Annotated in this window: 10 protein-coding genes; 8 read left to right on the top strand and 2 right to left on the bottom strand. The window is 57.2% G+C overall.

Annotation, left to right across the window (positions count from 1 at the left end; translation table 11 throughout):
- Positions 1-31 precede the first annotated feature (31 nt).
- From AC3WQH_RS00230 to AC3WQH_RS00220, 3 genes are all read left to right on the top strand, one after another.
- Complete coding sequence (locus AC3WQH_RS00230) at positions 32-922, top strand: nitrilase-related carbon-nitrogen hydrolase (protein WP_005830984.1); 891 nt, start codon at positions 32-34, stop codon at positions 920-922.
- 98 nt (positions 923-1,020) lie between these two features.
- Entirely contained in the window at positions 1,021-1,533 is a 513-nt protein-coding gene (locus tag AC3WQH_RS00225) for a hypothetical protein (protein WP_005830982.1), read from the top strand.
- Between the two features lie 107 nt (positions 1,534-1,640).
- A complete protein-coding gene (locus AC3WQH_RS00220; RefSeq protein WP_007780307.1) occupies positions 1,641-3,353 on the top strand; it encodes a methyl-accepting chemotaxis protein in 1,713 nt (570 codons plus the stop codon).
- Between the two features lie 80 nt (positions 3,354-3,433).
- On the opposite strand, the gene AC3WQH_RS00215 is transcribed toward AC3WQH_RS00220, so the two are convergent.
- Together AC3WQH_RS00215 and AC3WQH_RS00210 are read right to left on the bottom strand one after the other, a co-directional pair.
- A complete protein-coding gene (locus AC3WQH_RS00215) occupies positions 3,434-4,924 on the bottom strand; it encodes an NCS1 family nucleobase:cation symporter-1 (RefSeq protein ID WP_025845919.1) in 1,491 nt (496 codons plus the stop codon).
- Between the two features lie 174 nt (positions 4,925-5,098).
- Positions 5,099-6,862, bottom strand: a complete 1,764-nt coding sequence (locus AC3WQH_RS00210; RefSeq protein WP_005830976.1) for a UbiD family decarboxylase — start codon at positions 6,860-6,862, stop codon at positions 5,099-5,101.
- Positions 6,863-6,997: 135 nt separating this feature from the next.
- Here AC3WQH_RS00210 and AC3WQH_RS00205 point away from each other — a divergent pair, with 135 nt between their 5' ends.
- The 5 genes from AC3WQH_RS00205 to AC3WQH_RS00185 all read left to right on the top strand — a co-directional run bounded on the left by AC3WQH_RS00205 (position 6,998) and on the right by AC3WQH_RS00185 (position 12,571).
- Positions 6,998-8,596, top strand: coding sequence for an ATP-binding protein (locus tag AC3WQH_RS00205; protein WP_206699192.1), 1,599 nt, complete (start codon positions 6,998-7,000; stop codon positions 8,594-8,596).
- Entirely contained in the window at positions 8,532-9,281 is a 750-nt protein-coding gene (locus tag AC3WQH_RS00200) for a response regulator (RefSeq protein ID WP_051353885.1), read from the top strand. Before AC3WQH_RS00205 ends, AC3WQH_RS00200 begins: the two co-directional genes overlap by 65 nt.
- 137 nt (positions 9,282-9,418) lie before the next feature.
- The gene (locus tag AC3WQH_RS00195; protein WP_412677619.1) at positions 9,419-10,456 is read left to right on the top strand and encodes a tripartite tricarboxylate transporter substrate binding protein; all 1,038 of its coding nucleotides are present in this window, start codon (positions 9,419-9,421) and stop codon (positions 10,454-10,456) included.
- A 111-nt stretch (positions 10,457-10,567) separates the two neighbouring features.
- Positions 10,568-11,032, top strand: coding sequence for a tripartite tricarboxylate transporter TctB family protein (locus tag AC3WQH_RS00190; protein ID WP_122952728.1), 465 nt, complete (start codon positions 10,568-10,570; stop codon positions 11,030-11,032).
- Positions 11,033-11,044: 12 nt separating this feature from the next.
- Entirely contained in the window at positions 11,045-12,571 is a 1,527-nt protein-coding gene (locus AC3WQH_RS00185; RefSeq protein WP_492331867.1) for a tripartite tricarboxylate transporter permease, read from the top strand.
- The last annotated feature ends 126 nt before the right edge of the window (positions 12,572-12,697 follow it).

Here is a 12,697-nt window from a genome sequence, read left to right as displayed (position 1 = left end):
AAATGCAAATGCTGGGGTGAGGAGGAGCAAGATGGCGGATAAAGTGACGATCGGGCTGATTCAGGCCAAAAATGACGTGCACGGCGACGAGCCGGTTCATCTTCACAAGGAAAAGGCGATCGAAAAGCATGTGAAAATGGTGCGGGAGGCTGCTGGCAAAGGGGCGCAGATCATCTGTCTGCAAGAAATTTTTTACGGCCCTTATTTTTGCGCGGAGCAAAGCACGAAATGGTACGAAGCGGCGGAAGAGGTGCCGAACGGCCCGACTGTGCAGCAGTTTTCCGCGCTGGGCAAGGAGCTCGGGACCGTGCTGATCTTGCCCGTGTATGAAAAGGTCGGCATCGGCACCTACTACAACACGGCGGCCGTCATTGATGCAGATGGCACGTACCTGGGCAAATACCGCAAGCAGCACATCCCGCATGTAGGGGTGGGCAGCAGCGGCTGCGGCTTCTGGGAAAAGTATTACTTCAAGCCGGGAAACTTGGGCTACCCGGTGTTCGATACGGCTTTCGCCAAAGTCGGCGTGTACATCTGCTACGACCGCCATTTTCCGGAAGGGGCGCGGCTGCTTGGCCTAGGCGGCGCCGAGATCGTCTTCAATCCTTCCGCCACCGTCGCCGGCCTGTCCGAGTATTTGTGGAAGCTCGAACAGCCCGCACACGCGGTGGCAAACGGCTACTACGTCGCCGCCATTAATCGGGTTGGGACGGAAGCGCCGTGGAACATGGGGGAATTTTACGGACAGTCATACCTGGTCGATCCGCGCGGACAGTTTGTCGCTGTCGGCAGCCGCGATCAAGACGAGGTGATTGTGGCGGAGATGGACCGCGAAAAGATCAGAGAAGTGCGGGATACGTGGCAATTTTATCGCGATCGTCGCCCGGAGACGTACGACGACATGGTGAAGTTGCTGCCGTAAGACGAGGTGAGGGAGGCGCCAGGCATGCGTCTTCCTCCTTTTCCTATGTGGGCACGATTTTGGTTTTGCGAAAAACGCCGGAAAGGAGCGGTCAGATCATGAAGCAGACCGTTTATCGCGGAGTGGAGTATCAGGAAGCGCTGCGGGTAGTCAGGGCGCAGCGCTACGAACGGGCAGAACGCCGCCAGTTTACGAATGGAGCGAGCGCAAAGGCGGTGTTCGGGTCGGGCGTCTATTTGGTGAGCAATCCGGTCGTCGCGGCACAGTACGCGATCTGCCACGCCGAGACGATCGGGGACAAAGCCGCCGTGCTTCAGCAGCAGGTGGCTTTGCCGGGGCTGTTCTGTTTGGACGAGCGCTTCGGCGAAAATGAATTGCGCAGCGAGGCGCTGCGGCACAGGCACGGGGCAGATGAGCTGGCGCGGCGCGCGGCCGGGCTTGCGCACGAGGAATGGCTGGAATGGACCGGAGATGAGGTGAGGGCCTACCTGCTCGCCTGTGGATACCGGGGGATTCGCTACTGGATCAGCCCGGAACTTACGTACTATGTTTGCTATGAGCCTGACGCACAAATCGAAGACATTTCGCTTCTCTCTGTGCTCGAAGTGTGAGAAATCACCCAAGACTATCGACGGATTCGCCAGAGTTTGGTAAGATTTGGACAGTATTCGAGCTTTTTCAACTTACTACTATGGACACGGGAGGATTACCTACAGCAATGAATCTACTACGTAACCTCAGCACTAGAGCCAAAATGTTCAGCTTGGTCGTCTTGATGGCGATCTTCTTGTGCAGCGTCGGCATCACGGGTTATTTTCACGTGAAAGTATCCGGGGAACGGATGCAGGCCATGTATGAGGAGCAACTGCTTCCAGTGAAGTGGATTAACGACTGGCGACAAGACATTCGGGCTATTGACGGGTTGATCTACAAAATGATTCTCGATCCTGCCCCTGCTGTCTTCGCGCAGTACAAGGCCGAGCTGGACCAGCGCATCGCCTCTGCCGACCAGACGTTTAGGTACCTCCAGAACTCTCGCCTGGACGAAAAAGAACAAGAGCGCGTCAGTAAGCTGAAGGAGCTTCTGGAACAGTACAGCAAAGACCAGAACGAGGTTGTCCAACTGATTAAGGAAAACAAGACCGATCAGGCTTACGCCTACTATCGGGCGACGGACAAAACGCTCAGTTGGATCAATCAGGAACAACTGGAATGGGCGAACTACAAGTCTTCCCAGGCGGATCGGATGCAGCAGCAAAACTGGGACGATTCGAAAAAAGCGGTGCTGCTTTTGCTGATCGTCGGGGGAGCTTCGATCGTCCTGGCGGGCGGACTCGGATTTTTGCTCTCCCGGATGATTGCCGATCCGCTGCGCGTCGTCGCAAGCCGCATGGAAGATTTGGCTCAGGGGAACTTGGATGTTGCTCCGGTGACTTACGTAGCAAAAGACGAGGTCGGCAAGCTCGGGATTGCCTTCAACGAGCTGGTCGCCAACTTCCGTTCCTTGATCGAGCAAGTAAAAGTCGCAGGAGAGCAAGTCGCAGCTTCCTCCGAGGAACTGTCGGCAAGCGCCCAGCAATCCGTGCGGGCCACAGAGCAGGCGATGGGAAGCGTCGAGCAGATTGCGACGACGGCCGAAGTGCAGACCCAGCGCACACAGGAAAGCGTGCGCGTCATGGAGGAAATGTCTGTTGCCATTCAACGGATTGCCGACACGTCCAGCGCCGTTTCCGAAGCATCGGTAGTGGCAGCGGATGATGCGCAGCAAGGGAATATCCAGATTCAGCAAGCGGTCTTCCAAATTGATTCTCTCTCCCAAGGCGTGAACCACGCGGCAGACCTCGTTCAGCAGCTCGGCGTCCGCTCGGAAGCGATCGGGAAAATTGTCGATGTAATCACAGGCATCGCCTCCCAGACCAATTTGTTGGCGCTGAATGCGGCGATTGAGGCAGCGCGGGCCGGAGAGCAGGGCCGGGGCTTTGCCGTGGTGGCGGATGAGGTTCGCAAGCTGGCGGAGCAATCCGAGGAATCGGCGCGGGAAATCGCCCGCCTGATCGGAGAAATCCAGCACGAGACAACCCAGGTCGTCTCCGTCATGCTGGCCGGGACCGAAGAGGCGAAAAAAGGGGCTGCCGCCGTTCAGGAGGCGGGAAAAACGTTCGAGCGCATCGTCGTTTCCTCCAAGGACGTGGCAGGCCAAATCCAGGAAGTATCCGCAGCGACCGAGCAAATGTCGGCGAGCGTGCAGCAGGTTGCTTCCGCCATGGACGAGATGAACAGGCTGTCGGAGGAAGCGGCCGTACATACGCAGTCTGTCTCGGCCGGAGCAGAGGAGCAGCTCGCTGCGATGCAGGAAATTGCCCGCTCCAGCAACAATTTGAACGAGCTGTCCCACGAATTGCAGGAATCGATCAGCCAATTCAAATGGTAGTGTGTTTTTGCGGCAACAAGCAAAAGACTGGCAACCCGTTATGGTTGTCAGTCTTTTTTTGCCGTGATGCGGATTCCGATTCAGGAAGCGCGCGACTCCTGCGCTTGTGTCGTGATCTGGTCGTACTCTTTTTGGCTCATGATCGAGGCGTCGTTTTTCATCATCCACGTGTAGATCGCAAGCGAAATCAAGAGCCCGACCGTCCAGGCGTTGTCCCAAATGATATGGAAGCCGGGGATGTACTTGCTGACAAACGGAATCGCAATCCCGATCAGCATGGCCCAGATCGCTCGCATGTTAAAGCCTGTCTTGTAGGCGTACATGCCGTTCGGTTTGTACAGCTCCGTCAGATGGATGCGTCTTTTGCGCACGAGCCAGTAGTCAGCAATCGCAATTCCGTCAATCGGGCCAAGCAACGCGCCATACGTACCGAGCCAGAGGAAGATATAATTACCGAAATTTTCCAAAATATGCCACGGCTGCATGAGCAGGGAGACGACACCGGCGATGATCGCTCCGGCCTCGTAGGAGAGACGGCGTGGCGCGAGGTTTTCCACGGCGCGGGCGGGGGCGACGATGTTGGCGGCCACATTGGTGGTCAAGGTGGCGAGAATGATGCCGATCGTGCCGAGGAAGATGGCGAGCGGCGAAAACTTCGCCAGTACGGCGGCAGGGTCCCACAGCGCTTCTCCGTAAATGACGACGGTAGCGGAGGCGACGGCTACCCCGATGAAGGAGAAGAAGCCCATGGTCGTCGGCAAGGACGAGGATTGGCCGACGATTTGCGCTTTTTGGCTTTTCGCGTAGCGACAGAAGTCCGGAATATTGAGCGCCATGGTTGCCCAGAAGGCGATCGCGCCTGTCAGTGCCGGGAAAAAGACCTTCAAAAACTCGCCGGCAGAGGTGAATGTGGATGGAGCGGAGAGCATCGGCCCCCATCCGCCTGCTTTGGTCAGCGCCCAGACGAGCAAGGCCAGGCTCATGATAATCAGGATCGGCGCTGCCCAGGCTTCCATCTTTTTGATCGCTTCCGGACCGCGATAGGCGACCCATACGTTCAGGAGCCAAAAGCCGAAAAAGGAAATCCACAGATGGCCGGGGACACTGGCCCAGTCTGTCATCGACATGAGCAGCGTATCAATGGCGGCTCCGCCGAACCAACAGTTGATGCCAAACCAGCCAGCTCCGATCAGCCCGCGAGCGACCGCTGGAATGTGAGCGCCCTTGGAGCCGAACCAGAGCCGGGCGAACACAGGGTAGGGGATGCCGAATTTCGTCCCGGCATGGGAGTTGAGAAGGATAGGGATAAGGACAATACAGTTTCCGAGAATAATGGTCAAGATCGCCTGCCACCAGTTCATGCCCAACGAGATCAGCCCGGCTGCCATCGCGTACGTGGGAAGACAGATCGACATCCCGATCCAGAGGCTGGCAAAGTTGTACGCGGTCCACGAATGCTCAGCTTTCGTCGTCGGCCGCAGCCCTTCATTGTAGAGCGAGCTGTCTTTGATAAGGTCTTCCCCTGCTTTTGTCAGGGTGACAATTCCATTTGCATCTTCCTGCGTCTTCATTTTCTTTCCCTCCTTTTTTTGACAAAATCGCTGGCATTCGGACAACCGCCCCCAGGTTGTCTCGAATACAAGTTGTAACATTATATTGGGGGAAAGAAGCCCTAAGTACAGCTTTTTCCCGGGCAAAAAAAACGTCTGGAACGATTCGTTCCAGACGTACGGCAGGTGGCAATGCTATGCTTTTGGGAAATATTCGTTCCAGCGTTTGTCGACCAATGCCGATATTTCCGGCAGCGTCTCTACTTCATCCGGGTAGAAAGGCTTCATCCGCGCATCGACGACCAGCGGCCCTTCGTAGCGGATTTTGTTGCGGACAATCGTCGACTTGGCGTACAGATCGTGAGCCGGGTCGAAACGAGTGAACACGGTCCAGAGGAAGCTGCTTTGCTTCTCGGCAATCGCCGCATCGTCCACCATGCAGATCATCGGCCAGTCTGCCAGATTTTCGTTGAGATAGGACAGCAACTCTTCGCCCAGCTCCGGCCTTTCGCTGAAGCTCGGCCCGGAAATGACCAGACATCCGGGGCAAAACGCGCGAATATCGGTTATGCTCGGAATGCCTTGTCCTTTGTACTCGCGTGGCAGCTCGCGGACGGGGTCGCCGATGCCGAGCATGATTCCTTTGGAGCCGTGGTTCAGCTTCCGTCCGGTGTAGTCGAGCGTATCGTTCGACGTATCGTTGACGATGAGCAGGTCGCGCTCCGGCTGGAAGCGAGCCAGGACGATTTCGAGGAAATGCTTGAAATTGCTCAGGTCACACGGCACATCGGTCACCATCAAAAACTTCGTCAACGTGAGCTGGCCTTCTCCCATGATGCGGAAGGCGTGCGCCATCGCTTCCTTATAGTAGCTTTCGCGCACAATCGCGCCGGCGAGCGCGTGGAAGCCTGTTTCCCCGTATGTCCAGAGCGCTTTGACACCCGGCATGACGACAGGGAAGAGAGGCGACAGCAGCCGTTGCAAATATTCCCCGATGTAATAGTCTTCCTGGCGCGGCTTCCCGACGACGGTGGCCGGATAGATCGCGTCTTTGCGGTGCCACATCTGCTTCACGTTGAACACCGGGAAGTCATGCTCCCAGGAGTAATAGCCGAAGTGGTCGCCAAAAGGCCCCTCAGGGCGTCTGATGTGCGGAGGAACTTCTCCCGCGAACACAAACTCGGCTTCCGCGACGATCCGGTGCGGATGGTTCGGCACCTCCGCCATTTTCAGCTTGTCGCCCATCAAGAGCGAGGCGAAGACCAGCTCCGGCACCATTTCCGGCAGGGGCGCGATCGCGGAGACGATCAGGGCAGGAGGGCCGCCGATCGTAAGGGTAACAGGCAGCGACTGGTTCCGTTTTTCGGCTTCGTGGTAGTGGAACCCGCCGCCTTTTTGGATTTGCCAGTGCATGCCCGTCGTGTTTTTGTCGTAAATCTGGATGCGGTACATGCCCAGGTTGTGCTCTTTTGTATCAGGGTGCTCTGTATAAACCAGCGGCAAGGTGACGAACGGACCGCCATCCAGGTGCCAGCTTGTCAAGGCAGGCAGCTTGGTCATGTCAACATCGGTTGTTGCGATTTGGGTCACAGGCGCTTGGGAGGCAGATACGGTTTTGGTGCCCGTGCGCATGACTTCCAACAGCGGCTCGCGCAGCTCCCACAAGCCGGAGAGCTTTGGCGGCAACAGCTTGTCCATCCCGTGCACCAGGTTGCGGACGACAGCCTCGGGTTTTGGCCCAAACGCCATGTCGACCCGCTCTACGGTCCCGAACAAGTTCGTGACCACGGGAAACGATTTTCCTTTGACATTGGTGAAAAGCAGAACAGGTCCGCCCTCTTCAATGACTCTGCGATGAATCTCGGCCAGCTCCAGATGGGGATCGACTGGTGCGTCGATCTCCACGACTTGTCCGGCGCGGCGCAATTGTTCTATGAACGAACGAAGGTTCGCGTGCATCTGTAGATACCTCCACATCCCCGTAATTCCCTTTTAACTGTACACGAACATAGGCGATGAAGCTACCTTTTTATCGGCCCGGGATGGTAAGATGAACCAAGAGGTGAGCGATTTGTGACTACTGCCCGAAAAGTGATGTCTCTGCAAACGAGAATGATTTTGCTCATTACGGTCGGCATTATTTTGATTATTTCGTCAGTTGGCGCCGTCTTCTCTTCCATCGTAGCCTCGTCGATCGAGGAACAGATCGGGAAAAAGGCGCTGAGCGTAGCCAAAATCGTCGCCCACGATCCCGAACTGCGCCGGGCTTTTCAAAGCAGCTCGCCGTCTGCGCTGATCCAGCCGATCGCGGAAAACGTCCGGCTGCAAACCGGAGCGGAATTTGTCGTCGTGGGCAACCGGGAAGGCATTCGCTACGCGCATCCGCTGCCTGACCGCATCGGCAAGTCGATGGTCGGCGGCGACAACGAGCCGGGGCTGACCCACGGACAGTCGTACATTTCCAAAGCGATCGGGAGCATGGGCCCTTCCTTGCGCGGCAAGGTGCCGATTCGCGACGACAATGGCGCGGTGGTCGGCATCGTGTCGGTCGGCTTTTTGCTGGAGGATATCGAAGAAGCCATTGGCGATTACCAGAAAAAAGTTCTGCTCATTACGCTGATCGCGCTCGTCTGCGGGATCGCCTTTGCCATCGGGCTGAGCCGCTATTTAAAAAGGCTGACGCTCGGACTGGAGCCGGAAGAGATCGCCGCTCTGTACGTGGAGCGCAACGCCGTGCTCGAATCCGTCCGGGAGGGGATCGTGGCGATTGACAGAAACAGCGAGATCACGATGATGAACAAGGCAGCGATCCGCATTCTCGAATTGCCGGAGGAAGACATTCACCGCAAGCACATTTTGGACGTGCTGCCGGATAGCCGCATGCCGGAGGTGCTGAAGACGGGGGAACAACAGCTCGACCGCGAGACGATCACGAGCGGCAAAGAAATCATCGTCAACCGCCTGCCGATCAAGCTCGGGGACAAGGTCGTCGGTGTCGTCAGCAGCTTTCGCCCGAAATCGGAGATCGACAAGCTCGCCTCGGAGCTGTCCCAGGTCCGGCGCTATGCGGATGTGCTGCGCGCCCAGACGCACGAGTTCCACAACTTGCTGTACACGATCTCCGGGCTGTTGCAGCTCGGCTCGGTGCAGGAGGCGATCGAGCTGATTACGAGCGAGACATCGGCGCAGGAAGAGCTGATCCTGTTTGTCGCCAGACGGATTCCGGACCCGATGATTGGCGCTCTTTTGCTCGGCATGCACAACCGGGCGAAAGAGTTGAAAGTCCAGTTTGTGATCGACCAGGACAGCCATCTCGAAGCGCTTCCCGCGCATATCAACCGCCAGCAGGTGATCGTGCTGCTCGGCAATCTGCTGCAAAACGCGCTGGAAGCGGTCAACGATGCAGCCGTCTCGCAAAAGCGCGTCGACATTTACTTGGCCGACACGGAAGAAGAACTGCTGTTTGAGATAGCCGACTCCGGGCCGGGAGTGCCTGACGCATGGCGCGAGACCATTTTTGAAGACGGGTTTTCGACGAAAGCGGGCGAGGAGCGGGGGCTTGGCTTGGCAAAAGTGCGCGGAATCATCGAAGAGATGGGCGGCTACATCGTCGTCGGAAAAAGCGACTATGGCGGCGCGCTGTTCACCGTTTCCTTGCCGCGAGAAGGGAGGACTGGCAGTGAAGAAGCTTGAAGTGCTGATCGTCGAGGACGATTTGCGGATTATTGACATTAACCGAAGATTCGTGAGCAAGATCGAGGGATTCGAAGTGATTGCCACCGCCACCAACGGCAGCGACGCCAAAGAGCTGTTCGCCGCCATACGTCCCGATCTGGTTTTGCTGGACGTGTACTTGCCCGATATGCTCGGCACAGAGCTGGTCTGGTACATCCGCCAGCATTATCGCGAGGTGGACATCATCATGATTACGGCAGCCAAGGAGATGGAGATGGTCCAGGAAGCGCTGCGCGGCGGCGTTTTTGACTACATCGTCAAGCCGCTTGTGTTCGAGCGCTTTCGCGAGCGGCTGGAGAGCTATCGCGCCCATCTGGCACGGACGCGAGAGGCGACAGAGGTCGATCAGGATGTCATCGACCAGATGCTGACCAGGCGGCCGATCCAGGCGAAAATGCGCGAGTCAGCCGTGCCAAAAGGCATTGACCAGTTGACACTGGAAAAAGTGATCGAGGCGATCAGGCAGACAGGCGACAAAGGTGTCTCGGCAGAGGAGATCGGCCGCGAGATCGGCACCAGCCGGACGACGGCTCGGCGCTACCTGGAGCATCTGGTGCAGGAAAAAAAGGCGCGAGCCGACCTGATCTACGGCAGTGTCGGCAGGCCGGAGAGAAAGTACCGTTTTTTGCAAGAGCGGGCATGAACAATATGAACAAAAAGTTTAAAATTTTCTAAATATACCTTATGCACGAAAACTATTCCCCGCAAGACCCGGCATGATACGTTAATGGCAAGCGTGGTAACGCTTACAAAAACGACGGGTTCGAGGGGGATTTTTGTTTGAAAAAGAAAAGATGCATGCTCATTACTTTGTCTGCTTTCTTTACGCTCGCGCTGGCCGCCTGTGGCGGGGCGAACAGCGGCTCGTCCGGCTCGGGCGCGCAGCCTGTGCCTACTGCATCCAACTATCCGGAAAAGCCGATCGTGTTCGTAGCTCCATCCGGGGCAGGCGGCGGCTGGGACAAGACAGCCCGCTCGCTTGGCAAAGTATTGAACGAGAGCAAGCTGGTGACCGAAGCGATTACGGTAGAAAACAAGCCAGGCGGCGGCGGGACCGTCTTCATGGCGGAATACGTCAGCAAAGACAAAGGCAACCCTTACAAGCTGTTCGTCAGCTCTCCGCCGATTCTCATCAACCATAACAAAAAAGAGGGGAACAGTCCGTTCGGTTTCCAGCATGTGACGCCACTGGCGCAAATGACGAAAGACTTTGGCGCCCTGGTCGTGCGAGCAGATTCGCCGTACAAGGATATGAAAAGCTTTTTGGACGAGCTGAAAAAAGACCCGACGAAAATGACGCTCGCAGGCGGTTCGGCTCCGGGTTCGATGGATCACCTCGTCAGCGTGTTGCCCGCCGCCAAATACGGCATGGACCCGAAAACGGTCAAGTACGTCTCCTACGACGGCGGCGGAGAAGCGATTGCGGCCCTGCTCGGCGGCAATGCCGACATGATCGCGACCGATGCCTCCGGCGTAGGAGAATATGTGAAGGCAGGCAAGGTTCGCGTGCTCGGCGTCACGTCGGAAGAGCGAATGGGCGGAGAGCTGAAGGACGTCCCGACCTTGAAAGAACAAGGAATTGATGCGACGTTTACGATCTGGCGCGGCGTATTCGGCCCGGCTGACATGCCTGCGGATGCCAAAGCGTATTGGGATACCAAGCTGAAAGAGTTGTCGGAGAGCGAAGCGTGGAAGCAGGAGCTTGCCGCAAACGGCTGGGAGAGCGAGTACAAGGACGCGGCGACCTTCACGGCGTTTTTGGAGGAGCAGGATCAGCTAGTAAAAGAGCTGTTGACCTCGCTTGGCATGGCGAAATAGGGAGAGGGCACTCCTCTCCTTTTTTTCCCCCGCTTTTTGCGGCGCGCGTCCGCTTTTCCTGGTGGAGAGAAAGACGCGTCTGCAACTCCCTTATCGAAAAAGGAGGTACGTATGAACGCAAGGTTTGATCGGTACGGCAGTATCGCTTTTGCGCTAGTGGGCGCTTTTTTCATCACGGAGAGCCAGCATATATCGACCAGTGCATACGGCAGCCAGGTCGGGCCGAACATGTTTCCGTTCGGCTTGGGCATCTTGCTTGTCCTGCTCAGCCTGCGCCTGTTTTGGGAGACATTCCAGGCGAAAAACCGTGCCGTGGCAGAAGCGCCCGAAAAACTTTTGTACAAACGGTTTCTCCTGATGCTCGTGGCGACGGTGCTGTATGTCCTGCTTTTGGAGCCAATCGGGTATGTGATCGCTACCGCTCTGTTTCTTTACGTCACGTTTCTGGTCATGGGCAGCAAAAGCCAACTGCAATCGGCGGTTGTCTCCTTGCTGTTTTCCGTCGGCGTCTACGTGGTGTACGTGCAATTGCTGAAAGGAACGCTTCCAGGACTTCCAACCTGGCTCGGCGTCTAGGGAGGGATCGGAATGAGTGCGCTGGACTATTTGGCCGATGGATTTCTCATCGCTTTTCAATGGCATAACTTGCTTTACGCGTTTATCGGGGTGCTGATCGGGACGGCTGTCGGCGTGCTGCCGGGCATCGGGCCGATGAGCGGAGTGGCGCTGCTGATGCCGGTCACAGCTTCCTTGACGGCGGGCTTGCCGCCGGAGATGGCCGCGGCGAGCGCCCTGATTTTGCTGGCAGGCGTGTACTACGGCGCGATGTACGGCGGTTCCACCACGTCGATTTTGCTGAACACGCCAGGCGAATCGTCTTCGGTCGTCACGACCTTGGACGGGTATCAGCTCGCGCGGCAGGGACGGGCGGGAGCGGCGCTGTCGATTGCGGCCATCGGCTCGTTTGTGGCCGGGATCGTGGCGCTGGTCGCGCTCGTCTTTCTCGCCGATCCGCTCTCTGACCTCGCGCTGCAGTTCGGTCCGGCCGAGTATTTTTCGCTCATGCTGCTCGGCCTGTGCGCCGTGAGCGGGCTTGGCGGCAAGTCAATGACCAAGGCGCTGCTGATGACCGTCCTCGGGCTTTTGCTGGCCACGATTGGCATCGACAACGTATCGGCAGTCGCCCGCTTCACCTACGACATCCCCGACCTGTATCAAGGGCTGGAGTTTCTGACCATCGCGGTCGGCCTGTTCGCGCTAGGAGAGGTTTTCAAAACGATTCTGGAAAACGACCAGTCCTCGCAGGAAATTATCAAGGTCGGCCGGATTCTCCCGACGAAGCAAGACCTCAAGGAGAGTGCCGCTCCGATCGCGCGCGGTTCTTTGCTCGGCTTTTTCATCGGCGTGCTGCCGGGAGCAGGCGCGACGCTGGCCTCTTTCTTTTCTTATATTTTGGAGAAAAAATGGAGCAAGCACCCGGAGCGCTTCGGAAAAGGCGAGATCGCCGGAGTAGCCGCCCCGGAATCCGCGAACAATGCCGCCTCCGGAGGGGCAATGATCCCGTTGTTGACGCTCGGAATCCCGGGATCGGGGACGACCGCGATCTTGATGGGGGCACTGCTCATGTACAACGTCCAGCCGGGGCCGCTGTTGTTCAGCGATCATCCGCAAATCGCCTGGGGACTGATCGCGAGCATGTTCATCGGAAATCTGATGCTGCTCGTGCTGAACATGCCGTTGGTCAAAGTGTTTGCCAAAATTATTGAGACGCCGCCGCATTTTTTGATTCCGATGATTATCGCCATCTCTGTTTTCGGCGTCTACGCGGTACAGATCAGCACGTTCGACCTCATCCTGCTCGTCAGTTGCGGCATTCTCGGCTACTTTTTGAGCAAAAACGACTTTCCGCTCGCCCCGCTCGTACTGGGGCTGGTGCTCGGCCCGATGATCGAAAACAACATGCGCCGCGCGCTGACGACATCCAACGGCGACTTCTCGATTTTTTACACGAAGCCGCTGTCCGCCGTCTTTCTGCTGTGCGCGCTGGCCTGGCTCGTCGTGCCGCTGCTGTTGAAGCGGCGAGGAAAACAAGTCGTGATTAACGAAGAAGCCTGATTTTCCTTCAGGCATACAGCAGGGGATCCGTCCGCAAGCTGTTCGTCTGCCGGCTCGTTTGTCGCAAAGCTTCCTATCGCTTCTTGACAACGGCTTCCTCCCCCCTTATCATAGGAAAAATTTCGG

Source organism: Brevibacillus sp. FW301-21C12A (genome assembly GCF_058788915.1).
This window is presented reverse-complemented; position numbering and strand designations above follow the sequence as displayed.